19 protein-coding genes are annotated in these 25,892 nt (G+C 70.7%); 11 read left to right on the plus strand and 8 right to left on the minus strand.

What is annotated here, in order from left to right; all coding sequences use genetic code 11:
* Positions 1-29: 29 nt before the first annotated feature.
* Positions 30-950, minus strand: a complete 921-nt coding sequence (locus WME85_RS34315) for a GNAT family N-acetyltransferase (RefSeq protein WP_437827328.1) — start codon at positions 948-950, stop codon at positions 30-32.
* A gap of 188 nt (positions 951-1,138) precedes the next feature.
* Here WME85_RS34315 and WME85_RS34320 point away from each other — a divergent pair, with 188 nt between their 5' ends.
* The 6 genes from WME85_RS34320 to abc-f all read left to right on the plus strand — a co-directional run bounded on the left by WME85_RS34320 (position 1,139) and on the right by abc-f (position 10,146).
* Positions 1,139-2,917 carry an SUMF1/EgtB/PvdO family nonheme iron enzyme gene (locus WME85_RS34320; protein ID WP_437827329.1) on the plus strand — a complete coding sequence of 593 codons (1,779 nt, stop codon included), beginning with the start codon at positions 1,139-1,141 and terminating at the stop codon, positions 2,915-2,917.
* 43 nt (positions 2,918-2,960) lie between these two features.
* Positions 2,961-3,788 carry an ABC transporter ATP-binding protein gene (locus WME85_RS34325; protein WP_437827330.1) on the plus strand — a complete coding sequence of 276 codons (828 nt, stop codon included), beginning with the start codon at positions 2,961-2,963 and terminating at the stop codon, positions 3,786-3,788.
* A gap of 131 nt (positions 3,789-3,919) precedes the next feature.
* Entirely contained in the window at positions 3,920-4,165 is a 246-nt protein-coding gene (locus WME85_RS34330; protein ID WP_437827331.1) for a type II toxin-antitoxin system prevent-host-death family antitoxin, read from the plus strand.
* Entirely contained in the window at positions 4,162-4,557 is a 396-nt protein-coding gene (locus WME85_RS34335) for a type II toxin-antitoxin system VapC family toxin (protein ID WP_437827332.1), read from the plus strand. Before WME85_RS34330 ends, WME85_RS34335 begins: the two co-directional genes overlap by 4 nt.
* 337 nt (positions 4,558-4,894) lie before the next feature.
* Positions 4,895-8,098 (plus strand): CARDB domain-containing protein, encoded by a 3,204-nt coding sequence (locus tag WME85_RS34340; RefSeq protein ID WP_437827333.1) that lies wholly within the window; start codon positions 4,895-4,897, stop codon positions 8,096-8,098.
* Between the two features lie 119 nt (positions 8,099-8,217).
* A complete protein-coding gene (gene abc-f, locus WME85_RS34345) occupies positions 8,218-10,146 on the plus strand; it encodes a ribosomal protection-like ABC-F family protein (RefSeq protein ID WP_437827334.1) in 1,929 nt (642 codons plus the stop codon).
* Between the two features lie 167 nt (positions 10,147-10,313).
* Here the strand turns inward: abc-f and WME85_RS34350 are convergent, their stop codons facing one another.
* Complete coding sequence (locus tag WME85_RS34350) at positions 10,314-12,485, minus strand: catalase (protein ID WP_437827335.1); 2,172 nt, start codon at positions 12,483-12,485, stop codon at positions 10,314-10,316.
* 548 nt (positions 12,486-13,033) lie between these two features.
* On the opposite strand from WME85_RS34350, the gene WME85_RS34355 reads away from it, so the two are divergent.
* From WME85_RS34355 to WME85_RS34365, 3 genes are read left to right on the plus strand one after another with little or no spacing between them, the layout of a single operon-like run.
* Complete coding sequence (locus tag WME85_RS34355) at positions 13,034-13,378, plus strand: response regulator (protein WP_437827336.1); 345 nt, start codon at positions 13,034-13,036, stop codon at positions 13,376-13,378.
* Between the two features lie 25 nt (positions 13,379-13,403).
* The gene (locus WME85_RS34360) at positions 13,404-14,162 is read left to right on the plus strand and encodes a GAF domain-containing protein (RefSeq protein ID WP_437827337.1); all 759 of its coding nucleotides are present in this window, start codon (positions 13,404-13,406) and stop codon (positions 14,160-14,162) included.
* Complete coding sequence (locus tag WME85_RS34365) at positions 14,159-15,907, plus strand: methyl-accepting chemotaxis protein (RefSeq protein ID WP_437827338.1); 1,749 nt, start codon at positions 14,159-14,161, stop codon at positions 15,905-15,907. Before WME85_RS34360 ends, WME85_RS34365 begins: the two co-directional genes overlap by 4 nt.
* Here WME85_RS34365 and WME85_RS34370 read toward each other — a convergent pair.
* From WME85_RS34370 to WME85_RS34380, 3 genes are read right to left on the minus strand one after another with little or no spacing between them, the layout of a single operon-like run.
* Positions 15,904-16,770: a CheR family methyltransferase gene (locus WME85_RS34370; protein WP_437827339.1), complete on the minus strand. Its 867-nt coding sequence runs from the start codon at positions 16,768-16,770 to the stop codon at positions 15,904-15,906. The genes WME85_RS34365 and WME85_RS34370 overlap by 4 nt on opposite strands.
* Positions 16,770-17,372 carry a chemotaxis protein CheW gene (locus WME85_RS34375; protein ID WP_437827340.1) on the minus strand — a complete coding sequence of 201 codons (603 nt, stop codon included), beginning with the start codon at positions 17,370-17,372 and terminating at the stop codon, positions 16,770-16,772. The genes WME85_RS34370 and WME85_RS34375 overlap by 1 nt, the downstream gene beginning before the upstream one ends.
* Entirely contained in the window at positions 17,366-19,045 is a 1,680-nt protein-coding gene (locus tag WME85_RS34380) for a chemotaxis protein CheA (protein ID WP_437827341.1), read from the minus strand. The genes WME85_RS34375 and WME85_RS34380 overlap by 7 nt, the downstream gene beginning before the upstream one ends.
* A gap of 118 nt (positions 19,046-19,163) precedes the next feature.
* Here WME85_RS34380 and WME85_RS34385 point away from each other — a divergent pair, with 118 nt between their 5' ends.
* Positions 19,164-20,765, plus strand: a complete 1,602-nt coding sequence (locus WME85_RS34385; protein WP_437827342.1) for a PAS domain-containing protein — start codon at positions 19,164-19,166, stop codon at positions 20,763-20,765.
* 233 nt (positions 20,766-20,998) lie between these two features.
* Complete coding sequence (locus tag WME85_RS34390) at positions 20,999-21,613, plus strand: NAD(P)H-dependent oxidoreductase (protein WP_437827343.1); 615 nt, start codon at positions 20,999-21,001, stop codon at positions 21,611-21,613.
* Between the two features lie 264 nt (positions 21,614-21,877).
* Here the strand turns inward: WME85_RS34390 and WME85_RS34395 are convergent, their stop codons facing one another.
* The 3 genes from WME85_RS34395 to WME85_RS34405 all read right to left on the minus strand — a co-directional run bounded on the left by WME85_RS34395 (position 21,878) and on the right by WME85_RS34405 (position 25,604).
* On the minus strand, positions 21,878-22,978 hold the full coding sequence (locus WME85_RS34395; protein WP_437827344.1) for a sugar ABC transporter permease: 1,101 nt from the start codon (positions 22,976-22,978) through the stop codon (positions 21,878-21,880).
* Entirely contained in the window at positions 22,975-24,498 is a 1,524-nt protein-coding gene (locus tag WME85_RS34400) for a sugar ABC transporter ATP-binding protein (protein WP_437827345.1), read from the minus strand. The genes WME85_RS34395 and WME85_RS34400 overlap by 4 nt, the downstream gene beginning before the upstream one ends.
* Before the next feature lie 245 nt (positions 24,499-24,743).
* Entirely contained in the window at positions 24,744-25,604 is an 861-nt protein-coding gene (locus tag WME85_RS34405) for a hypothetical protein (RefSeq protein WP_437827346.1), read from the minus strand.
* Between the last annotated feature and the right edge of the window lie 288 nt (positions 25,605-25,892).

The following is a 25,892-nucleotide window of genomic DNA, read 5'->3' on the forward strand; positions in this document are numbered from 1 at the left end:
GTCGAGCACGCGGTGGATGCTACACCACCTCAGTCGATGTCGTCGTACTCGCGGTAGAGGAGCCCCGGGACGCGCGGCGTGCGGACGTCGAAGCCGAAGCTGCGATCGACCGCCTCGAAGAGCTCGATCCGCTGCGCGAGCGCCTCGGGCTCGCCGAGGCAGGAGGGGTCGTGGCGCGCTCGCCAGCGGCCCTCGGAGCGGATGAGCGGGAAGCCGCGCGCGGCCAGGGCGACAGCGAACGTGCCCGGGGCGAGGCTCGCCACGTCGGAGCGCTCGGCGCGACTGGCCTCCATCCGCGGCGACTCCACCCATCCGAGCCGGTCGCCCTCGCGCGAGGCCCGGATGAGGTGCTCCTTGCGGCCGTCGACGAGGACGCCGAACGTGGCCTCGCCGCCGTCGATCTCGACGTCGTACGCGGGCAGCCCGCGGCGCCACGTGAAGGCGAGCGCTTGCGCCCAGCCGGCGACCCACATGCGCAGGCCGAGATAGAACCTCACCGCCGGCTGCCACGCCCAGGGGGTCCTCACGCCGAGGCCCGCGCCGTGCGCCCGCGCGACCTCGTCCGCGCGGCGCAGCGCCGCGCTCGCGACGCCGCGGCCGCGGTGGGCGGGCAGCACGTAGAGACTCGACACCTCCAGCAGCGCCCCGCCGAGGCCGCCCGTGGACAGCGCGATCGTCCCGACCCGACAGCCACCCTGCGTGAGCCAGTACGGGACCACGTAGCGCGCGCCGGCGTGAGGGGTCCCGAGCTGCGCGCCGTCGCGCGTCGCCCTGGGCTCCCACACGTCGCGCAGCTCGGCGCCGCGCGACGCCGGATCGACGCGCGCGAAGAAGCGGTTCTCGACGAGCGAGGCGAGCTCGCAGTCCATCCACAGGCGCGTCTCCGCGTCGTCCATGGCCAGCCGCTCGATCTCGCCCCCCGCGACGAGCTCGGCATGAACCGCGAGCATGCGCTGCTCTGCGCCGTCGTCCCCCACCGCTCGTGGGAGCGACGGTATCATGGGCGAGCGCGGATCGCCCGCGCCGACAGCGCAGGATCGCGACGCCAGCGCCGCGCACGCGCCCTCGCCGAGCGACCGGCGCGCCACACATTCGCCGCCCACGGCCGCCCCGACCTGTGCGAGACTCCTGCCGACCGATGGGCCAGGACACCTCTCCCCGGTGCGCCGGCTGCAGCTCTCCGCTCCCGGAGAACGCCCGCTTCTGCCCCTCGTGCGGCCACCTCGTCGCCGATCACGGCCCCGGCTACGCCGCGACGGCGTTCCCCGCGACGCAGCCCGGCGCCGTCGGGCTGCCGCCACCCTCGCTCCCGCTGCCGCCGGTGCGGCTCCTGCCCGGGACGGAGATCAGCGTCTATCGCATCGAGACGACGCTCGGCGAGGGCGGCATGGGCGTCGTCTACCGGGCCCACGATCGGGCGCGCGAGCGCGTCGTGGCGGTCAAGTGCCTGCACTCGAACCTGTGCGGCAACGCCGAGATCCGGCGGCGCTTCGCGCGCGAGGCGCGGGTGCTCCGCTCCTGGAGCCACGAGCACGTCGTCGCCGTCTACGACTTCGTCGAGCGCGATCACCTGCTCGCGATCGTCATGGAGTACGTCGAGGGGTCGACGCTGGTGCGGCACCTCGAGCGGTGGCGCGGGCGCATCCCGTACCAGGAGATCCGCGCGCTGTTCGGCGGGGTCCTCGACGCCATGGACGAGGGGCACCGGATGGGCATCATCCACCGCGACCTGAAGCCCGACAACATCCTCGTCACGACCGGCAAGGACGGGCTGACGCCCAAGATCGTGGACTTCGGCATCGCCAAGATCCTCGAGGGGACGACCTACACGCTGAGCGGCGCGTTCCTCGGGACGTGCTGTTACATGTCGCCCGAGCAGGTGAAGAGCCCTCACGCGGCGGACCCGCGCTCGGACATCTACTCTCTCGGCGTGACGCTCTACAAGCTGTGTACCGGGCAGGTGCCGTTCGACAGCCCCAATCACTTCGCCGTGATGATGGCCCACGTGGCCGATCCCCCGGCGCCGCCCTCGTCGCTCCGCGCCGACATCCCGCCGGCGCTCGACCGGCTCATCCTCGACGCGCTCGCGAAGGATCCGGCCGGGAGGCCGGCGTCGTGCGCGGAGTTCAAGGCGCGGCTCGACGAGGCGCTCGCGGAGTTCTCGCCCTCCCCGGCGCGGCCCTCGTCCGACGGGCGCGAGCTCGCGCCGACGGTCCGCGAGAAGACAGGCGAGCAGATGATCCTCGTCCCTGGCGGGCCCTTCCTCAGCGGGCAGCAGCGCCGGAGGGTCCATGTCGACGCCTTCTACATGGACCGGACGCCGGTCACGAACCGGCAGTTCAAGGCGTTCGTCGATGTGACCGGGTATCGCCCCGACGACACCGACGCGAGCCGGTTCCTCTCCCATTTCAGGCGGGGCGAGATCCCCGCGGGCCTCGAGGATCACCCGGTGGTGTACGTGTCGTGGGACGACGCGCGCGCCTACGCGAACTGGGCCGGCAAGCGCCTGCCGACCGAGGCCGAGTGGGAGAAGGCCGCGCGCGGCACCGACGGCCGCAAGTACCCCTGGGGGCGCGCCGAGCCGGGGCATTCGCGCGCGAACTACGACAACCGCGAGGGCGGGACGGTGCCCGTCGGCTCGCTGGCCGCGGGCGCCTCGCCCTACGGCATCCTGGACCTCGCCGGGAACGTCTGGGAGTGGTGCGAGGACTACGACGATCCGCACTTCTATGCAGACGGCCCCACCCACAACCCGCGCAACACCCGGCCTCCGGACCGCCCGCTGCTGGTGATGCGCGGCGGCTCGTGGATGTACGGCGCGCAGTCGCTCCGCACCTGGGCGCGCACGAGCTTCGAGGCGCACTACCGCTTCGCCGACGGCGGCTTCCGCTGCGTGCGCACGGCGTCGTCGAGCTGATGGCTGGTCAACCGGCGGCGGCGCGGTTAGAACCGCCGGGCAGATGAAGAAGGCCACGGCGAGCGGCGGCGTCCGCGTGCGGCTGACCGGCATCCGGCGCGTCTTCCCGGTGCTGGACGACGCGGGCCGCGCGCCCCGGGGCGGCGCCTCCGGCGTCGTGGCGCTCGACGGCATCGACCTCGACATCGCGCCGGGCGCGTTCGTCGCGCTGCTCGGGCCGTCCGGGTGCGGCAAATCCACCTTGCTGCGCCTCGTCGCCGGGCTGGACCGCGCCGACGCCGGCGCCGCGGTCGTCGAGGCCGAGGCGGGGGCGGGCGGCGCCGGCAGCGCGCGCGCGCCCATCGCGTACGTCTTCCAGGACGCGCACCTGCTGCCCTGGCGGAGCGTCCTCGAGAACGCGGCGCTGCCGCTCGAGCTCGCGGGGGCGCCGCTCGACGAGCGCCACGCCGCGGCGCAGGCCGCGCTCCTCCAGGTCGGCCTCGCCGACGCGGGCGGGCGCTACCCGGCCGAGCTCTCCGGCGGCATGCGCATGCGCGTGTCGCTCGCCCGCGCGATGGTCACGCGCCCGCGGCTGCTCCTGCTCGACGAGCCGTTCGCCGCGCTCGACGAGCTCACCAGGAGCCGGCTCGACGATCAGCTGCGCGCGCTGTGGGCCGAGCTCGGCATGACGGTGCTCTTCGTGACCCACTCGATCACCGAGGCCGCCTACCTCGCCGAGCGCGCCGTCGTGCTGTCCCCGCGGCCGGCGCGCATCGTCGCGGACCGCGCGCTGGAGCTGCCGGGGGAGCGGACCGCCGCGCTGCGCACCGAGCCGGCGTTCGCGCGCGAGGTGCGCGCGCTGCAGGAGGCGCTCGAGCGGGGCGGGGCGTGAGGCGGCGGCCAGGAGGCGAGAGGACGGTTCAGCACGCCCAGGCTTTCCTCCCGGTAAACCCTTGTCATGCGCGCTCCGAATCACCGCGCGTCGCGGTACCCTGGCCCGCGCTACACTCCCGCCTGTCGACCATGGCCAACGCGATCCGCATCCACACCCAGGTCACCTCCGATACCCTCCACATCCCGGAGCTCTCCGCCTTGGTGGGCAAGAACGTCGAGGTGATCATCCTCGAGGAGGAGTCGGCCCCGCGCAGGTCCACGCCGCCGGCACGCAAGCTCGGGGCGCTCCGAGGCCTGTTCGAGGTCCCTGACGACTTCGACGCCCCCTTGCCCGAGGACGTGCTGCGCGCTTTCGAGGGAGATGGGGAGACGTGAAGCTGCTCCTCGACACCCACGTGTGGCTCTGGGCAGTGCTCACGCCGGAGCGAATCGCCACTGCGGCGCGTCAGGCCATCGAAGATCCGCACAACACCCTCCTGATCTCCGCAGCCAGCGCCTGGGAGATCTCGGTCAAGCACGCGAACGGCAAGCTCCCGCTGCCCGAGGCGCCAGAGACGCTCGTCCCGCGCGCCATCGCTGCGCTCGAAGCCATCGAGCTTCCCGTGACCGCCCGTCACGCGATCTCGTCCGCGGCCCTGCCGTACCATCACCGAGACCCGTTCGACCGCCTCCTGGTGGCACAGGCGCTTTGCGAGGGCGCGGCGCTCGTCACCGTGGACGAGCTGCTCACCCGCTACGGCGCCACGATGCTCTGGGCCGGCTCGTAGAACGATGCCATGAGTCAGGCGTCCTCGTTCTCCTGGATGGACCTCTCGCACCCCGAGCCACGGCTCCGGGCGCGGCGCCCGGACCTGCACGGGACCGCGCATCAGCACAGCACCCGCTGAGCCCGGCCCCTCCTCACGTCGCTCGTCCCGCCTGGCCCGCACGGCCTCTCCCCCCGCGCCCCTGACCTCCGCCGCGAGCGACGCCCATCGTGGGCAGAGCTCCCACTCGGCGCACGAAGCCGCGCGCGAACGCGCTTCCCTGCGGACTGCGCGCCCGTACAATCGCCTCATGCCCACGTGCCCCCGGCGATTGCTTCCCCTCGCGCTACCATGGTTTTTGCTCGCTGCAGCGGCCTGCAGCAACCCGGAGATCGTGACGCACCCGGGCGAGGGCGGCGGGGGCGGGGCCGGCGGCAGCACGATCGAGAGCACCGGCGTGTTCGTCGGAACGACGGTGGGCTCGGGCGGGACCGGCGGCGTCGAGCCCGGCTGTGAGGGCGTGGCGTGCCGGCCGGACCAGCACTGTGAGCTGGAGGACGAACAGCCCACCTGCGTCAACAACACCTGCGACGACCTCACCTGCGGCCCCACCGAGGAGTGCCAGACGACCGCCGAAGGGGGGGCCATCTGCGTCGATATCGGCTGCCGCAGCGACCTCCAGTGTCCCCTCGATCGGTACTGCAACGGCACCCTCTGCGTCGCCGACGCCTGCGCCGCCGGCGAGCGCACGTGCGACGGCGACAGCCTCAGGCTCTGCGTCTCGAACGGCAGCACCACGCGCGAGCTCTTCACGTGCGGCGGAGAGGCCTACTTCGAGAGCACGTGCACCGACGACGGCATGGGCAACGCCAACTGCCCCTGCGAGGACGACTGGGACTGCCCCACCTACGCCGCCTGCGAGGTCGGCTCCTGCTCCGGCACCGGCGCCGCGCCCACGTGCCTCCTGCCCCCGGAGCCGTTCGAGAGCGTCCTGCCGCAGATCGAGATCCAGTGGGGAGGGCAGAACCGCGCCAACTCGAGCGCCACCGGCAGCCCGTTCCCGACCTCGGCGCAGAACGTCATGACGCCGCTCGTCGCCAACCTCGACGACGACAACGGCGACGGGCTCATCAACGAGCTCGACTTCCCCGAGATCATCTTCTCGACGTTCTGCGCCTCGACGTACAGCAACAGCGGCGTCCTCCGCGCCATCCACGGCGGCGGCCCCAACAAGGGGCGCGACTACTTCGCGGTGCTCGGCGCGCAGGTGTGGCACGAAGGCAATCCGACCGACGTGGCCTACCGCTGCAGCGACGCGACGCTGCTGCCGACCGCCGCGCTGGCCGTCGGCGATCTCGACGGCGACGGCGTGCCGGAGATCGTCGCGATCACCGAGCTGTCCGGGCTCCAGATCTTCAGCAATACGGGCGAGACCCGGCTCCTCGCGAACAACCGCTGGACAGGTTACAACGAGCCGGCGCCGTCGATCGCCAACATCGACGGCGAGGGGCTCCCGGAGATCGTCGTCGGCGCGAACGTGTTCACGCTCCACGTCGACCCGGAGACCCGCGTGCTCTCGATCGTCGACCAGTTCAAGGGCACCCTGGCGCAGGGGCTCCAGGGGGAAGCGTCGAACCCGGCCAACCGGCTCGGACCCATCACGTGCATCGCGAACCTCAAGGACGATCACCGGCTGGAGATCGTCGCGGGGAGCACCGTTTACGCGCTGCCCCGCCCTCCGACCGGCGTGACGAGCAGGGCCGGGTGCGAGCCCCCCTACGACGACGCGGAGGCGACGGCGTTCTGCAACGGGGAGCTCCTCGTGGTCTGGGACGGGCAGGCGGTCAACGTGGACGACACCGGCGCGCAGCTGATCCCGGAAGTCCACCGCGACGGGTTCTGCGCCGTGGCCGACGTCCTCGGGGCCGACCAGGCCGCCGCGCCCGGCCCGAGCAACCCGCTCGATCAAGTCCCGGAGGTGGTCCTGTTCAACAACGGGCAGTTCTTCGTGCTCAACGGGCAGACCGGCATGATCGCGCGCAACATGGCGATGGGCACGGGCGCCACGCGCGACGGCGGGGCGCCGAACGTGGACGACTTCGACGGCGACGGCTTCCCCGAGGTCGGCACGGCGTTCGGCCTCCGCTACATGATGCTCGACCTCCAGGCGCCGACCGCGGAGTGCCCCGCGTGGACCAACCCGCTCAGCGACGCCGGCACGGGGGTGGCCAACCCCCCGCGGACGCTGAACGGGCAGGCGTGCAGCACCGACGAGGACTGCGGCGCCCCGGGCGCGGCGACGTGCAACCAGCAGACGGGCGCCTGCGTCTGCTACCACAACGGCTGGCAGCGCGTCACGGAGGACAACTCCAGCCGCTCGACCGGGTCGAGCGTGTTCGACTTCAACGGCGACGGCGCCGCCGAGGTCATCTACAACGACGAGTGCTACTTCCGCATCTACGACGGCGTGACGGGCGGCGTCCTGTTCAAGGAGCACTCGCCGAGCCGCACCCGCTCCGAGTACCCGATCGTCGCCGACGTCGACAACGACGGCAACGCGGAGATCGTGTTCGCCACCTCGAACGAGTCCAACAACTGCGGCGAGGGCGTCGACTACAACAACGGCCTCGAGGTCTGGGGCGCGCAGAACGATCTCTGGGTGTCGGCCCGCCGCATCTGGAACCAGCACAGCTACCACGTGACGAACGTGCTCGAGAGCGGCGGCATCCCCGTGCGGGAGCCCGAGAGCTGGAAGACGTACGGCGGCCGCGTCTACAACACCTACCGCTCGAACCCGCGGTCGTACGGCATCGCGCCGGACCTCACGCTGAGCGGCGTCCAGGTCTCGTCGCCCGACGCGGCCTGCGGCGAGCTCACCGACAACATCAACATCACGGTGCGCGTCGACAACCTCGGCGACCTCCGCGTCGGCCCCGGCGTCGTCATCAGCTTCTACGGCGAGTGGGACGACCCGTCCGTCGCGGAGCCGCTCTACGACGCGGCCCTCGACCCGCTCCAGGCGGTCCTCCAGACCAGCATCGAGCCGCACAGCTCGCTGCTCCTGACGGTCGGCTACAGCGCCGGGAACAACCCGCAGGGGACGCTGCCCGCCCGCATTCGCGCCGTCGTCGACGAGGCCGGCAGCGAGCGCGAGTGCGACGAGGGCAACAACGAGCTCCTCTCGCCCCTCAACGCCGGCAGCGCGCTCCCGGACCTCCAGATCTCGATCGGCCGCGTGACCGACGCGAAGTGCACGTTGCAGCAGGTCGACGTCCCGACCACCATCACCAACGCGGGCTCCGCGCCGGCGAGCGACGTGCGCGTCCGCTACTACGCCGGCGACCCCAGCCAGGGCGGGACGCCGCTCCACGACGAGGTCATCCCGGGGCCGATCGCGCCGGGAGAGAGCGTGGACCTCGTCGCCACCATCGGCGAGTTCCCGTGGAACCTGTCGATCCTCATCTACGGCCAGGTCGACCCCGACAGCGCGATCGACGAGTGCAACGACGGGAACAACAAGGACGCCGCCTCGGACAAGGTCGAGTGCCAGCACGTCGACTGACGCGCGGCTGAGACGCCCGCCGCGTCCGCCGGCTCCGGCGCGGGGTCACGGTGCTATGTCTGTGCGCCGCGCCGCCGCGGCGCTCCCCCCGCCGCGCGGCCAGAGCCCCCCACAGCGCCATGCTCGGAACATCGAACCTCGCGAAATCATTCGGAGATCGGACCCTCTTCGAGGGCGTCTCGCTCAAGCTGAACCCGGGCTCCCGCTACGGCCTCGTGGGCGCCAACGGCTCGGGGAAGACCACCTTCCTCAAGATCGTGGCGGGCGACGAGCCCGCGAGCGACGGGAACGTCAGCATGCCGAAGGACGCCCGCGTGGGCGTGCTCCGGCAGGACCGGTTCCTCAGCGACGACGAGGTCATCCTGGATCTCGCGATGATGGGCGATCGCGTCGTGTGGGACGCGCTCGTCGAGTCGCGCCGCCTGGCCGAGGGCGGCGGCGGCGACCCGAGCCGGGTCGCCGACCTCGAGGACCGCATCCGCGCCCACGACGGCTACACGCTGGAGGCGCGCGCGAGCGCCGTCCTCGAGGGGCTCGGCATCCCGGTGGAGGCCCACCGGAGGGCGCTCTCCACGCTGTCGGGCGGCTTCAAGCTGCGCGTGCTCCTCGCGCAGGTCCTCCTCGGCGGCTCGGACGTGCTCCTGCTCGACGAGCCCACGAACCACCTCGACATCCTCTCGATCCGCTGGCTCGAGAGGTTCCTCGCCGGCTACAAGGGCTGCGCCGTCGTCATCTCCCACGACCAGCGCTTCCTCGACAACGTCGCCACGCACATCCTCGACGTCGATTACGAGACCATCACGCTCTACACGGGCAACTACGCCGCCTTCGTCGTCGAGAAGCAGGCGATCCGCGAGCGCAAGCAGGCCGAGATCGCGCGCGCGGAGAAGATCATCGCCGACAAGCGCGCGTTCGTGGAGCGGTTCGGCGCCAAGGCGACCAAGGCGCGCCAGGCGCAGAGCCGGCTCAAGCAGATCGAGAAGATCGAGGTCGAGGAGCTCGCCGACACCTCGCGGCGCACGCCGGCGTTCCGGTTCGCGATCCAGCGGCCGAGCGGGCGTGACGTGCTCGAGGCGCGGGGGATCTCCAAGGCGTACGGCGCGAAGCAGGTGCTGCGCGACGTGTCCCTGTCGGTGCGGCGGGGCGAGCGGCTCGCGGTGATCGGGCCGAACGGGCTCGGCAAGTCGACGCTGCTCAAGATCCTCGTGGGCCGGCTCCAGGCCGACGCCGGCGGCGCGTCGTGGGGCCACGAGGCGCGCGTCGGCTACTTCGCCCAGGACCACCGCGAGCTGCTCGTCGACGGGTCGATGACGCCCCTCTCCTTCCTGTGGGCGGCGTGCCCCGACGAGTCGCCGAGCTACGTCCGCGGCCAGCTCGGCAAGGCGCTCTTCTCCGGCGACGACGTCGAGAAGAGCGTCGGCTCGCTGTCCGGCGGCGAGGCCGCGCGGCTCATCTTCTGCCGGATCATCGTCGAGCGGCCCAACGTGCTCGTGCTGGACGAGCCGACCAACCACCTCGACCTCGAGGCGATCCACGGGCTCGTCGAGGGGCTCAAGGCCTTCGAGGGGACGGTGCTCTTCGTCTCGCACGATCGCTTCTTCGTGTCCGAGCTGGCGACGCGCATCCTCGAGGTGACGCCGACAGGGCCGCGCGATTTCCCCGGCACCTACGAGGAGTACCTGGCCGGCTGCGGCGACGATCACCTCGACGCGGACACGGTGGTGCTCAAGGCGAAGCGAGAGCACCAGAAGGCCGCCCCGGCGCCCGAGGCGGGCGGCTCCTGGGAGGAGCAGAAGCGCCGGCGCAACCGCCAGAAGGAGCTGCCCGCGCGGCGCGACAAGGTGCTCGCGGCCATCGAGGCGGCCGAGGCGCGGAAGAAGGAGATCCACGACCTCTACTGCAGCGACGGGTTCTTCGAGCGCACGGGCAAGGCGGAGGTCGCCGCGCTGAACGCGGAGGACGAGGCGCTCGGGCCGCGCATCGACGCGCTCATGGCCGAGTGGGAGCAGCTCGAGCAGGAGATCGCGGAGCTCGGGGCGCCTTCCTAGAGCACCGTTCAGCGTGAAACGCCCGGGAGTGAAGAGATTTGAACCACAGAGGCACAGAGGGCACAGAGGAAGCGGGAAGATAAAAATCTCTCTCTTTCTCTTCCTCTGTGCCCTCTGTGCCTCTGTGGTTAGTTTTCTCGGGGGTTCAACCTGTGCGGGCGATGTGGTCAGGCGGGGATCTGCGCGACGTCCTCGCGATCCCAGTGGCGGTGCTGCGCGATCGCCCGGAGGAGCTCCTGGCTGAACGGCGCGAGGCCCGCGGGGTCGCGCAGCGTGACCACGCCCTTGTCGGACAGGAGCGGCCCCGCGCCCGACGCGCCGGCCAGCGCCACGCCCTGGATGAGCGACGACGAGAGGAGCGCGACGCCCTCGCCCGTCGCCCCGATCGCCTTGCAGTGCTTGAAGGCCTCGTTGACGAAATGGACCGCCTCGCCCATCGCCGAGAGCGCCTCGACGCTGGCGCGCCCGCCGGGGACGTAGACCGCGTCGAACATGACGGACTTCGCCGTGAGCAGCGTCCGGTCCGCCTCCACCGTGCTGCCGTCGTCGCCCGGGATCGGCCCGAGGCGCGTCGACACGACCTGCGCGTGCGCCCCGGCCGCCTCGAGCGCCGCCTTCACCGCCGCGAGCTCGGCGCCGCTGAACCCGTCGGCCGCGAGCACGGCGATGAGCCGGCTCTTCACCGTGTCCTTCACCGTGTTCTCCATGCTGAGCGCCGGCGAGGCGTCCACGGAGCGCTTGCCCGTGGCCTTGCCCTTCGAGGGCACCTGGGGCTGGCCCGCTGGCGGGGCGACGCCGATCCCCTCGGCGACGAGCCTGCCGAGCTGGAGGTCGACCTCGCCGAGCCGCGCGACCATGCGCTCGCGGACGTCCTTTGTCGCGACGTTGGCGAGCTCGAAGCGCGCCGCGCGGACCAGGTGCTTCTTCTCGGGCAGCGAGAGGCTGTTCCAGAAGAGCCTCGCCTGGGTGATGTGGTCCTTGAAGGTGTCGCTCCGCGCGCGCAGCTTGAGCCCGAGGACCCGCTCGGCGTGGTGCACGAACGCGCCCGTCTCCCACGACGCCGTCACCGGACATCCGCCGGCGAGCGAGTTCGGGACGTAGTGCGCCCGGCCCTGCTTGATCCGCTGCTGCATGAAGCCGTCCCGGTTCTGGTTGTGGACCGGGGCCAGCGGGCGGTTGATGGGGATCTGCGGGAAGTTCGGGCCGCCGAGCCGCAGGAGCTGGGTGTCGAGGTACGAGAAGTTCCGGACGTGGAGCAGCGGATCGTCGGTGAAGTCGATCCCGGGCACGATGTTGGCCGTGTGGAAGGCGACCTGCTCGGTCTCGGCGAAGAAGTTGTCCGGGTTGCGGTTCAACGTCAGCTTGCCGATGCGGCGGACCGGCACGAGCTCCTCGGGCACGATCTTGGTCGCGTCGAGCAGATCGAAGTCGAAGGCGAACTCGTCCTCCTCCTCGATGATCTGCACGCCGAGCTCGTACTCGGGGTGATCCCCCCGCTCGATCGCGTCCCAGAGATCGCGGCGATGGAAGTCCGGATCCCTGCCGGCGAGCTCCTGCGCCTCGTCCCAGACGTGGGAGTGGACGCCGAGGAGCGGCTTCCAGTGCAGCTTGACGAAGCGGGATTTGCCCTGCGCGTTGACGAAGCGGAAGGTGTGGACGCCGAAGCCCTCCATCATGCGGAAGCTCCGCGGGATGGCGCGATCCGAGAGCACCCACATGGCCATGTGGGTCGACTCCGGCATGAGCGAGATGAAGTCCCAGAAGGTGTCGTGCGCCGACGAGGCCTGTGGTATCTCCCGGTCCGGCTCCGGCTTGACCGCGTGGATCACGTCCGGGAATTTGATGCCGTCCTGAATGAAGAAGACCGGGATGTTGTTGCCGACGAGGTCGAAGTTCCCCTCTTCGGTGTAGAACTTCGTCGCGAAGCCGCGCACGTCGCGGACCGTGTCCGCCGACCCGCGCGAGCCGACCACGGTGGAGAACCGCACGAAGACCGGCGTCCTGACGCTCGGGTCCTGCAGGAACGCCGCCCTCGTGTACTCGGCCATCGACTCGTAGACCTGGAAGTAGCCGTGGGCCCCCGAGCCGCGCGCGTGGACGACGCGCTCGGGGATGCGCTCGTGGTCAAAATGAGTAATCTTTTCGCGTAGATGGAAGTCTTCAAGGAGCGTCGGCCCCCTCGCCCCTGCCCTGAGCGAGTCGTCGGTGCTGTCGATCCGGATGCCCTGGTCGGTCGAGAGGACCGTGCCGGTCAGGTCCTCGCGGTGAGGTTCCAGGCTATCGATCTTGCTTTGCGCGCTGATCTCCGGGCTCGCGCCCCTCTTGCCTTGTTCGGCCATGCGTCCTCCTCATCCTCGCCTGCCGGATGCGTATGCGCAGGTGGCCATTGGATGCAGGAGGGAGGCGCGCGTCGCCGGAGGGAGCAGATCGCTTTGCGGATCTCGAGTCCGCCCGGCGCCCCGGGGAGGGGCGTTCGTCGCGGGGTGGGGACGGGCAGAGCTCGCCTGGGACGTCCTGTGCCCGTCGCGCTGCGCACGCTGGACAGAGGAGGTCAATCAGGCTCGCTGGCGCGGCCCAATCGGCTCCACCTCGCCCGCGAGCCGCGGAGACGGCGACCGACGTCAGCGCCGACAGGACCGAGCTGTCGTCGGTGCGCGAAGCGCCCGGAGCACGCGCCCGTACATGTCCTCCGGAGCTGCGTCCTTCTGGTCGCCACCGCGAGCGCCGAGCTGAGCGATGCACGGACGGACGTACGCGCGCGGCGCACAGATTTTATCCGTATCCGAGCGCGCAAGGTGTGTATCCTCGCTGGAACCGGAGCGATGCACCTGGGGGAGCACGACGGTGGGGGGGGCACAGCAACGTGCAACGCAAGAAAATTCTGATCGTGGATGACTCGGAGACGGCCTTGATGCTTCACCGGATCATCCTCCAGCGTGGCTATGACATCGTGACAGCGAAGGACGGCCGCCAGGCCCTCGCCGTCGCGAGCGCGGAGCGGCCGGATCTCATCCTGCTGGACATGGTGATGCCGTTGATGGACGGGCTGGATGCCTGCCGCCAGCTGCGCGCGGACGGCGGGACCCGCCAGACTCCCATCGTGATGGTCACGAGCCGCGGGGAGCTGGACAGGATGGAGGAGGCGTTTCGTAGCGGGTGCTCCGATTACGTGCTCAAGCCCGTACGGAGCGTGGAGCTCCTGGACAAGGTCAAGGACCACATCGGTCAGTGACAGCGCGGGGCGACGGAGGTTGCGTATGACCTTGGGCGGCGCGGACCATCCTGGGCGCGTGGGGGGCGGCCGGTCTCGCGGGGCGATCGCGGCGCTCGCCGGGGCGCGGCAGGCGCAGCGCGGCGGAGCGGGCAGGAGAGCCCGGGCGCTCCGGCAGAAGATCGCAGCGTACCGCAAGGAGCGGGCCCTGCTGGAGGCGCGCGTGTCCGAGCTCGAGAGAGCGTCGCGCCGGCTCTACGCGAGCTACGTCGAGGCGGAGGCGCAGAGCACGCACCTCGCGCACCTGTTCGTGACGGTGGAGCGGCTCCGCGCCGCGCGAGGCCGCGGCGCCATCTACACCGCCATCCGGGAGCTCGTGGAGAGCATCGTCGGCTCGAGCGAGCTCGCCATCTTCGAGCTCGACGAGGACGGCGCGCACCTCCAGCTCGGGGGCGCCTTCGGGATCGATCCCACCCCCTACACCCGCGTCCCGCTCGCCTGTGGCCGCATCGGCCAGGTCGTGGCCAGCGGCCAGCCGTATTTCGCCGAGGGCGACGTCGAGGAGAGCGACGGGCTCACCGCGTGCGTCGCCCTGGTCGCGGAGGGCCAGCGCCTCGGCGCCCTGGCCGTCTTCCGCCTGCTCGCGCAGAAGCCAGCGCTGTCGGCCGCTGATCACGAGATCCTCCGCGTCCTGGCGGCGCACGCGGGCGCGGCGCTCCGCGACAGCGCCCGCCCCGCGCGGCGCGCGCCGGGCGAGGCCGCGCGCCCGCCGGTGGATCCTGCCGATGGAGAGCTCGGAGCATGAGATTCACGATCGGCATGAGGCTCGGGCTCAACGCCGCCGCGTTCGTCCTCTGCATCATCGTGCTCTCGTACGTCTCCTGGCGTACGAACCACGAGCTCGGCACGCTGCTCGATACGGTGACCGACGTGAACTACCCGGCCGTCCGCGCCGCGCTGGAGATGGAGGTCGCCAGGACGGGACAGGCCGACGACATGGGGAGCTACCTGGCCTCGAAGGACGAGGTCTTCGTCCGGCAGTGGCGGGACGGGAAGAAGGAGTTCGAGCGCTGGCAGGCCAGCTTCCAGCAGCTGAATCTCGGCAAGCGCGAGCAGGTCCTGCTCACCGAGATCGACCAGCTCGACGAGGAGTACTACGGGCGCGGCGAGGACGTGATCAAGCTCGTCCAGGCGGGCAAGCTCGACGACGCCAACCGCATGTCGAACGACGTCCTCGGATCGCTCGAGGACAGGATCTTCGTGCGGCTCACCGAGCTGGAGGACATCAACCACGACACGATGAGCGCGCGCGGCGCGGCGGCGGATCTCACGATCGAACGCGCCATGCTCCTCGCCTGGCTGGCGCCGCTGCTCACCCTCGTGACCGGCCTGTTCGCGAGCATTTACCTGGCGCGCTCCATCACCCGACCCCTCCAGCAGGTGGTCGAGCTCTCGAGGAGGGTCTCGGTGGGCGACGTGCGCGACGAGGTGGCGGTGACGCGGAACGACGAGATCGGGCAGCTCCAGGCGGCGACGCGCGACCTGGTCCAGTCGACGAACGCGATGGCCCAGATCGCGGATCAGCTCGCGGCCGGCAACCTGACCGTCAGCGTCAAGCCGCGATCGGCCAACGACACGCTGGGGCTCGCGTTCGCCGCGATGACGTCCAGGCTCTCGGAGGTGGTCAGCGAGGTCCGCGAGACCGCGGGCACGCTCGGCTCGGCGTCGGAGCAGATCTCGACGACCTCGCAGGCCCTGGCCCAGGGTACGAGCGAGCAGGCCGCGAGCATCGAGGAGACGACGGTGAGCCTGGAGCAGATGAGCCAGGCCATCGCCCACAACGCGGACAACAGCCGGGAGACGGAGCGGCTGGCGATGCGGGGCGCGGCCGACGCGGAGGAGAGCGGAAGGACGGTCAAGGAGACCGTCGAGGCGATGCAGACCATCGCGAAGCGGATCTCGGTGATCGAGGAGATCGCCTACCAGACGAACCTCCTCGCGCTGAACGCGACCATCGAGGCGGCCCGCGCCGGCGAGCACGGCAAGGGCTTCGCGGTCGTGGCGGCCGAGGTGCGCAAGCTGGCCGAGCACTCGAAGGCGTCCGCGAAGGAGATCGGCGCGCTCGCCTCGTCGAGCGTGCGGATCGCCGAGCGCGCGGGCAACCTGCTGACGGAGCTGGTCCCCAGCATCCGGCGCACGGCGGAGCTGGTGCAGGCGGTCGCCGCCTCGTGCAGCCAGCAGGCCGCCGGCGTCGCCCAGATGAGCAAGGCCATGGCGCAGGTGGACCAGGTGACGCAGGGGAACGCGTCTGGCTCGGAGGAGCTCGCGTCGACGGCAGAGGAGATGGCGACGCAGGCCGAGTCGCTTCAGCAGGTCCTTTCGTTCTTCCGCGTCACGTACGGCGACCAGGAGAGGCAGGGGCCGCCGCGGGTCGGGCCCAGCCGCGCGGGGAGCGCGCTGGCGGCGCCTCGCAGCGCCGGCAGCGCGGCAGGCGCCCGGCGCAACGGCGCCTCGAACCCGGTGAACGAGCGGGATTTCACGCGCTTCTAGCGCGCCTCCAGGCGGCGCCCCTCGCCTTCCGCGTCGGGCGCAAGCCGGTACACGGTCGGGAGCACGCGGACGAGCTGGTGGCTGGCCGCGCTGCACAGCCCCTCGGCGTGCCCGAAGAGCAGGTAGCCGCCCGGCGCGAGATACCTCATCAGGCGCTCGATGACGCGTTGCTTCGTGTCATTCTGGAAGTAGATGAGGACGTTGCGGCAGAATATCAGGTCGAAGCGCCCTGTCAGGGCATAGCGCTCCTCGATCAGGTTGAGCCGCTGGAACCGCACCATCTGCCGGATCTCGCTCCCGGCCATCATCTTCCCTTCCTGCGGCCCCTTGCCCTTGAGCATGAAGGCCTTGAGGTACCGCTCGGGGATGTCGGCGGCCGCCTCGATCGGCCAGATCGCGTGGGCGGCCCTGTCGAGGACCCGGGTGGAGATATCGGTCCCGAGGAGCTCGAACGAAAAGCCGCCGTCGTCGCCGAGGTGATCGAGCAGCGCCATGGCGAGCGAATAGAGCTCCTGGCCGGTGGAGCAGCCGGCGCTCCACGCCCGGATGCGCCGCGAGCGCCGCCCCGCGGAGGCGCCCTGCTTCCACGCGGGGAAGACCTCGCGCGCGAGGAAGTCGAAGTGCTTGGGTTCGCGGAAGAAGCGGGTCTCGTTCGTGGTGATGCAGTCGATGAGCCGGAGCAGCTCCTCCGGCTCTTGCATGGCCAGCCCGAGGTACGCCCGATACGAGGGGCTCCCCGTCGCCCGGAGCCGCCCGGCGAGGCGGGCCACGAGGAGCGCCTTCTTCGCCGGTGAGAGGTGGATCCCGGTCTCCTGCAGGACGAGCGCGCGGAAGCTCGCGAACTCGGCGTCGCTGATCGCCATCACGGGGCGCGCAGCCCCGGCGCCGCGGCCTCGCCGGGTTCGGCGGCGTCCGACTGGGGCGGCAGCTCAGGGAGCGGCGCGTCGGGCTTGCCGCCCTCCAGCGCGGCGTGGAGGGCGACGCGCTCGGCGAGCAGCGCGTCGATGTCGAGGATGGGGATGAACCTCGCCTCGAGCCTGCCGAGCCCGAGCACGGCGCTCGGCTGGAGCGCCATGCCGAAGGTGGGCGGCGGCTCGATGTCGGACAGCGCGAGATCGACGACCTGCCCGACGCTCTCGACGACGACGCCGACCATGGTGAGCTTGCCGTCGACGATCACCTCGACCACGACGACGCACGTGTTCTTCGAGACGGGGGCCACGGCGAGCCCCAGCCGGAGCGCCAGCTCGACGACGGGCACGACCGCGCCGCGGAGGTTGATGACGCCCCGGAGGTGGGCCGGCGCGACCGGGATCCTCGTCGGGGGCTGGTAGGCGATGACCTCCCGGATCTGGAGGATGTTGATGGCGACCTCCTCCCCGCCGACGAAGAAGGTCAGGAATTGCTCCAGCTTCGCCCGCTCCTGCTCCATCGTCCTCGTCTCCTCCGGTCGTGCCTTCACCATCGGCGCCTCTCCTCGAGCGACGACCCGCCCGCCAGGCGCGCCGCGCTCGGCGCGCTCCCGTCCCGCAAGGCGAGGCGACAGACGCCCGCGACGTCGAGGATGAGCGCCACCGTGCCGTCGCCCAGGATCGTCGAGCCCGACATGCCCGGGAGGCCTTGGAGGAGCGGGCCGAGAGGCTTGATCACCGTCTGCGCCCTGCCGTGGAGCTCATCGACGACGAGCCCGACCGGCTCTCCATCGAGGCGGACGACAACGACGCTCTCGCGCCGCGGCGGGGCGGCCTCGACGTTGAAGAGCGAGCGGAGCCGCACATAGGGCAGCGGGCGGTCGTGCAACCTGAGGAGCCCCCGGCACGCGCCCCGGCGCTGTTCGCCTTCGGGCAGATCGGCGCACTCCTCGACGGCCTCGAGCGGCAGGACATACATCTCGCCGCCGACCGCGACCGTGAAGCCGGCGATGATGGCGAGCGTCAGAGGAACGCAGAGGACGATGGTGCAGCCCTCGTGATCACGGCTGCGGACGCTCACGGAGCCGCGGATCGCCTCCAGGTTGCGGCGCACGACGTCCATGCCCACCCCGCGCCCCGAGTGCGAGGTCACGGAGGCTGCCGTCGAGAAGCCCGGCTGGAAGATCAGCTGGTAGAGGTCCGCGTCCGACGGCTGGCTCGACTCGTCCATGAGGCCTTGCGCCCGGGCGCGCTCCAGGATCTTGGCGCGGTCCATCCCGGCGCCGTCGTCCGAGATCTCGATGACGACGGTGCCCGACTCGTGGCGGGCGCGCAGGACGATGTTCCCGCACGGGGGCTTTCCGCGGGAGACGCGCTCGGCAGGTCGCTCGATCCCGTGATCGAGGGCGTTGCCGATCATGTGGGTCAGCGGCTCCCGGATGTGCTCGACGACGCGGGTGTCGAGCTCCACGTCCTCGCCCTCGATCGTCAGCCTGGCCAGCTTGCCGTGCTCCGCCGCGAGGTCGCGGACGGCGCGGAGATAGCCGCGGAACGTGTCCCCGATCGGCACCATGCGCGCCTCGATGATGACACTCTGCAGCTCCAGGAAGAGGCGATCTGCCTCCTCGTGGCTCTGGGCGAGATCAGCGCGCTGCAGCTCCTCGGGGCTCTCGAGCATCCGGCTCACCCGGCTGCGCGCGATGGTCATCTCGCCCATGAGGCTCAGCATGCGGTCGAGCTTCTCGACGTCCACCCGGAGCGTCTGCGCCCGCCCCTTCAGCCGCTCCGGAGGTGGCGCGACGTGCTGCGACGCCGGCTCGACGCCGAGCTTTCCGGGGTGGTGCCCGAGCTCCAGCACGAGCCGATGCAGCAGGGCGACCCCCTCGACCGGCAGCTCGTCGATCCCGGTCGCCGCCGCCGAGATCATGCCGCGGAGCACGTCGACGCACTGGAGCAGGAGGGTGACGAGCTCCCCGGTCACCGCCAGCGTCCGGCCGCGCAGCCCCTCGAGCACGTTCTCCACGGCGTGCGCGAACTCGGCGATCTTCGCGAACCCGAGGGACGCAGCGTTCCCCTTGAGCGAGTGCACGCGGCGGAAGAGCCTGCCCAGCGTCTCGGAGTCGTCAGCGTGCGTCTCCAGTCGGATGATCGACTCTTCAAGGTCGATGAAGCTATCCTCGGTCTCCGCCAGGAACACCTGGAGAACGGCCTCCGTGTCGACGTCCATTTGACAGCCCGAGTCTACCAGCCCGGGTCACCGGAGCGAACCAGGTTCACGAGCGGGCGCGGCCGGAGGGATCTCGACGGGCGCCACCCTGAGGAGATCTTGCTCTACGCTCGTCTCGATGCCCAGCGACGCTCCTGTCGATCTCTACTCGCTCGCCTTTACCTGCAGCGTCGACCCGCTGCTCTTGCTCGATGAAACCGGCCGGATCCTGGCGCTGAACCCTGCCGCCGAGCGCCTCTGCTCCACCCCCGGGGCGACGGCGCGCGGAGAGCCCGTCGAGGAGGCCCTGCGGCCCGAGCCGCCCCTCGGCGCGCTGCTCGAGCAGGTGCTCCGCGATCGCGCCCCGCGCGCCCTGCCGCCCGACTTCACCCTCCGCCTCGCGGACGAGCGCGCCGTCCTCGCCGAGGGGAGCCTGAGCCCGCTCGTCGCTCCGTCGGGCGCGTGCGCCGCCGTGCTCCTCGCGCTGCGCGACGTGACCGAGCAACGCCGGGCCGAGCAGGCGGCGCGCGAGCAAGGAGCGCGCCTGCAAGCGGCCGCCGAGGCGCTCGACGTCGGCTTCGTCATCTACGACGCCGACGAGCGGCTCTGCTACTTCAACGCGGCGTACAAGGCGCTCTACCCCGAATGTGCCTCTGCCATCCAGATTGGCAATACGTTCGAGGACGTCGTCCGCGAGGGCTGCCGGAAGGGGATCCACCTCCACAGTGGCCTCAGCGAGGACGAGTGGGTCGCCGGTCGCCTCGCGGACCATCGCCGCCCCGGGGAGGTTTACGTGCGGCGGTTCGGGGACCGCTGGCTCACCCTCAAGAGCACCCGCCTCGCCGACGGCAGCTTCGTCGGCCTGCGGATGGATACGACCGAGCTCAAGGGGGCAGAGCTCGCCCTCGAGCGCGAGCGGCAGTTCATCCGCCTCGTGCTCGACACCATCCCGATCATCGTCACGGTCAAGGATCGTGAAGGCAAGATGAAGCTCGTCAGCAAGGGCTACGCCGAGATGTACGAGCTCACGGTGGACGGGGCGGTGGGCAAGACCGTGGCCGATCTGCCGTCCTCCCGCCCCGAGCTCGCCACTATCCACGAGATGGACCGGGAGGTGCTCGCGGGCATGAAGCGGGTCTCGAGGGTTCAGCCCGTCACGCGCCCGAACGGCGAGGTGCGGTGGATGTCGATCATCAAGGTGCCCCTGGTCGAGCAGGACGGTACGACGCACATCCTCGCCATCGGCCACGACATCACGGCGCAGCGGGAGCACGAGGCGCAAATGGCCGCCACCATCGCCGAGCTCGAGCAGCAGCGGCAGGCCATCGCCGATCAGCTCGCGGTCATCCAGAGCCAGCAGGCGCTCATCCGCGCCCTGTCCACGCCCATCCTGCAGGTCGCCGCGGGCGTGCTCGCCGTGCCGCTCATCGGCGCGCTCGACGACGCGCGCGCGGGCGACGTCACCAGCAAGCTCCTCGACGAGGTCGTGCGCACGGGCGCTCGCTTCGCGATCATCGACGTCACCGGCATCGAGAGCGTCGATGCCGCGACGGCCGACCACCTCGTCCGCATCGTCCGCGCGATCCGCCTGCTCGGCGCGAGCGGCGTCCTCACCGGCATCGGGCCGGCCGTCGCTCAGTCCCTGTGCGGCCTCGGGGTCGACCTCTCCGGCGTCACCACGCACGGCAACCTCCGCGCCGGGATCGAGGTCTGCCTCCGCGCGCTGCCCGCGCGGCGCTGAGCGCTCCCGGCGCTTGCCCTCCCCCACGAGGGCGGAGGCCCTGCCCCCATGAACTCGCGAGGGTCGCTCCGTCGCCCCGCGCCGCCGTGGTCGCCTCGCGCTCCGAGGTGCTCACCCGCGCCGTCGCGCTCGGATGAAGCCGGTTCTCTGGCGCTTGACACAACAAACTACCAAAGGTAACCTACCAAAGGTAACAGGCTATGCCTCTGTGATCAGCAAGCAGGAGTTTCAAGATGCACGCGCTCCTCGTCGTCTCGCATCCCGATCCCAGGTCGCTCACCCACGGCGTTGCCGCGCAGGTTGCTGAGGGGGTGTCCCTATCCGGCGATTCTTTCGAGCTCGCGGATCTCGCGGCGGAGGCCTTCGATCCGAGGTTCACCGCGGCTGATCTTGCCGTTCATCGGGGGCAGGCGCCGCCGCCCGCCGATGTTGTCGCCGAGCAGGCGAGGATCGATCGCGCCGATGCCCTTGTGCTGGTCTATCCTGTCTACTGGTGGTCGATGCCGGGGCTTCTCAAGGGGTGGATCGATCGTGTGTTCGCCAACGGCTGGGCATTCGACTTCAGCCCGGGAGCCGGGCTGGTGAAGAAGCTTCGCGACCTCCGGGTTCATCTCGTCGCCATCGCGGGCAGCGACGCGCGAACCTACGAGCGGCACGGCTATTACGGCGCCATGAAGACGCAGATCGACCATGGGATCTTCGATTACTGCGGCGCACGCGTCGTGACGTCCGAGCTCCTGCACGAATCAGAAACGCAGGATCCAGCGTCTCACCTTGCCGCCGCGCGCGCCCTCGGCCGCAATCTCTTCAGCGCCCCCACCCGAGCCCAGCCGACCGCCGCCCCATGAAAGCGCTTCCGTTTGCCCCCACGCCGGCGCGCCTTCCGGAGCGCCCCAACGTGCCCCCACCCGACCGCCCCCCAGCTCGGTCTTCCGCCCTCACGCGTTGACCAGAGCGGGGCTCACCCACGTCTGGTACATGCGACACAGAGCGGCGGTCACCCGCACAGGAGACGGGTCCAGCTCGGCATTTTCGGCGCGCAAGCGCACTCCAGTGCGCTGAGCACCGAAAACGCCGAGATGGGCCCGTATCCGAAGCGGGTGACCGCCGCTCTAGTGGGCGCGGGTTTTGCGGCTGGCCATGTCGATGCCGACGGCGAGGATGAGGATGACGCCCTTGATGATCGGCTGCCAGAAGCTCTCGGTGTTCATCAGGCTCATGCCGTTGTCGAGCGAGGCCATCACGAGCGCGCCGAGCAGCGCGCCCCAAATCGTGCCCTGCCCGCCGAGCAGCGACGTGCCCCCGATGACGGCGGCCGCGATCGCGTCGAGCTCCATCATGCGGCCGGCGTCCGAGGTCGCCGAGCCGACGCGGGCGGTGAGCACGACGCCCGCGATGCCCGACATCACGCCCATCAGCGTGAACACGGCGATGAGGTGACGATCGATGTTGATGCCGGAGTAGAAGGCCGCCTCGCGGTTGCCGCCGATCGCGTAGAGGTGCCGGCCGAACGCGGTGTGCTTCGCCAGCACCGTGAACGCCGTCGCGAGCACGAGGACGAGCAGCACGGGGAACGGGACACCCTGGTACGAGTTCATCAGCGCGGCGAACGCGACGGTGAACGCGGCGAGCCCGATCCACGGGAAGCGCGCCGGGCCGGTGGCGCGCGCCGCCTTGTACAGCAGCACGAGGCAGAGCACGCCGGCGCCCGCCCAGCCGAGCGCGTGCGGCACGTACGCCTGGCCGACGAACAGGTAGGGGCGCGCCGGCGAGATGGACACGCCGCCCGTCGTGCCGAGTATCGACCCCTGGAAGATGAGCATCCCGCCGAGCGTGACGATGAAGGGCGGTATCCGCAGCCGCGCCACGAGGGCGCCCTGCACGAAGCCGAGCACCGCCCCGAGCACGACCGGCAGGAGGAAGGCGGCCGGCAGCGGCAGCCCGAGGTTCACGTAGGCAATCGCCGACGCGGCGCCGAGCAGGCCGGCCAGCGCGCCGACCGAGAGGTCGATCTGCCCCGCGACGATGACCATCACCATGCCGATGGCCAGGATCGAGGTCACCGACATCTGCCGCGCGAGCAGCGTCAGGTTGCGCGGCGTCACGAACGTCCCGTCGGTCGTGATCGAAAAGGCGACCCAGATCGCGATGAGCGAGCCCACCATCGACAGGGCGCGCCAGGGGATACGCACGCGAAGCTTCGCCTCGCTCATTCCGTCACCTTCCTCGTTGCTGCGGCCATCACGCGCTCGGCCGTGGCGTCCTGACGATCGAGGCAGGCGGTCATCCTGCCCTGGGAGAGGACCAGCACGCGGTGGCTCATGCCGAGCAGCTCCGGCAGATCGGAGGAGACGAGCACCACCGCGAGCCCGTCCGAAGCGAGCTTGTGGATGAGCTGGTAGATCTCCGCCTTGGCCCCGACGTCGATGCCCCGGGTCGGCTCGTCGAGCAGGAGCACGCGCGGCCCCGTCATCAGCCATTTGCCGATCACGATCTTCTGCTGATTGCCGCCAGAGAGCTGGTTGGCGAGCGCGAGCGGCCCCGACGCCTTGGTCCGGAGCGCCTTCATCTGCTCGACCGCGGTGACCTCGCGCTGGGCGTGATCGAGGAAGAGCCCCTTCACGAACCGCCGCAGGGTCGCGAGCGTGATGTTGTCGAGGAGCGTCGCCTCGAGCACGAGGCCGAAGCGCTTGCGATCCTCGCTGACGAGCGCGATGCCCGCGGCGATCGCCTCGGAGGGCGACCTGAACGGCGGCGCGGCGGGCCCGCCGCGGACCGAGACGGTGCCCGTGACGCGGCTCGTGGCCGCGCCGAAGAGGGTCGAGACGAGCGCGGTGCGCCCGGCGCCCATGAGGCCGCCGATGCCCAGCACCTCGCCGGCGCGCACCTCGAAGCCCACGTCACGCAGGACGAACCGGCCGGGGTGCCCGGCGTCCTCGACCGACCAGCGCTCGACCGAGAGCGCGACCGGGCCCTCCGGCGCCGGCGGGCACGGATAGAGGTTCGTCACCTCGCGGCCGACCATGAGCGAGATGACCTTGTCGGGCGAGAGCGCGGCCCTCGGCTGCGTCGTGATCGACTTCCCGTCCCGGAGCACCGTGATGCGGTCGGCGATCTCGAAGACCTCCTCCAGGCGGTGGCTGATGTAGATGCAGGAGACGCCGCGGGACCGCAGGTCGTCGAGCAGGCGGAGCAGCGTCCTCACGCCGGAGTCGGTGAGCGCCGCGGTGGGCTCGTCGAGGACGAGGATCTTCGCGTCCTTGAGCAGCGCCTTCGCGATCTCGACCATCTGCTGCTGGCCGATGCCAAGGTCCTTGATCGGGCGCTCGGGGTCGACGTCGAGCCCCACGCGCGCGAGCGCCTCCCGCGCCACGGTCCGCACGGCGTCCCAGTCGATGAGCCCCCCGCGGATGGGCTCGCGCCCGAGCACCAGGTTCTCGGCGATGGTGAGGTCGGGGACGAGCGCGAGCTCCTGCGCGATGAGGGCGATCCGGTGCTCCTCGGCGCTGCGCATGCCGCTGAACTCCACGGTGCGGCCGGACAGCCGGATCTCGCCGCCGTAGGTCCCCGCCGGGTAGTACCCGCAGAGGATCTTGATGAGCGTGCTCTTGCCCGCGCCGTTCTCGCCGCAGAGGGCGTGAATCTCGCCCTGCTGGAGGTCGAACGACACGCCGTCGAGGGCCTTCACGCCCGGGAACTGCTTCGTTATCGATGCGAGCTCGAGGAGGGACATTGTCCTGGGAGCAGGTGCGACGCGCGGCCACGTTTGCCCGGGGCGCGCCCGCGATGCAAGCAATTATTTCGGCGGGCGCGGAGAAGCCGCGCGACCCGGGTCGCCGCTGGGGCCAGCGGGGCTGGCTGGAGTCGCGGCAGGCGCAGAGTGGATGAGAGCCCTCGGTGGATGAGGGCCCTCAGGTCGAGGGCCCTCAGTGGATGAGGGCCCTCAGGTCGAGGGCCCTCGGGCGCTAGCGCGGGCGCTCAGTTGTAGAAGCCGAGATCGTCGATGTAGACGTCGAACTCGGGCGCGGCGCCGACCTGGAACTGGATCGAGTAGAGCTGGGTCGCGTCGATCTGCTCAGAGCCCGCCGGAGTTCCCCAGCCGCCCTGCTTCAGGTCCGCGAAGGGAATCGTGAACTGCTGCCATTCCTCGGTGAGGGCGAGCGTCTTTTGCCACTTGTCGCACTCGTCGGTGCAGACACCGCCGTCGGGATCCGTGCCCGGGTCCGAGATCATGACGGTCGCGCTCTCGACCGAGCCCGCGCCGATCTTCGCCCAGAAGGTGATGCCCGTGAACGCCGAGGCGTCATAGGCGGCCTTGGCCCCCTCGGGGCTGCTCAGATCGAAGCCGAAGCCGGCGCCCCACGTCTCGAAGCCCTTCCCCCACGAGCGCGCCGCGGTGGTGCTCTGCCCGCGCGCCGGAGCGAGCTCCGTCATCGTGAAGGGCGTCTCGCCGGTGCCCTCCGGATCGGGCGGAGGGGTCTGCGTGGCGCCCTCGCTCCCGTCATTGAAGGTGTACCAGTACCCGACCCTGCCCCCCGCGGCGAGGATGGCGTTGTCGTTGTCCTCCATGTCATCGATCATCTCGACGGTCTGGGGGCCACCGCCGCCCACGCCCGTCGTCGCGGTCGTGGTCGTCGTCGTCGACGACGACGTTGTCGTGGGGTCCGTCGTCCCCGTGGTCGTCGTCGTCGAGCTCACGCTGCCCGACGTGGTGCTGCCCGAGCCGCCGCCCGCGCCGCCGCTCCCCTCACCGCCGTCGTCGCCGCACGCAACGAACGCCCCCACCGCCAGACCGCAAAGGGCCAAGTTCAAGCCATGCAGGAAAATTCTATTCTTCATGGGCTCGTATCTCCGTATCTACCTTAGGCTAATCAGGAGTCACCTTACGCCGGACATCATGTGATCTAAGAAACCCAAAGAACGTCCTGGCGTGCGGAGTATCGCCCGGAAGTTCGGTTCCCGCAACCTTCTTCTTTCCACGCTGCAATCCGTCTTCGTCTCGAGCGCCGCAGAGCGCGCGCTGGAGACGAAGTCCTGGTTGGGGCCGCTCGCAAGGGCGATGGAGGAGCGGAGCAGCGGTGAGCCGTGAGCGGCTGGATCATCGTGAGTGGCCGTGTGCTTGCAACA

This window comes from Sorangium sp. So ce1153, assembly GCF_051521595.1.
Lineage (GTDB): Bacteria > Myxococcota_A > Polyangia > Polyangiales > Polyangiaceae > Sorangium.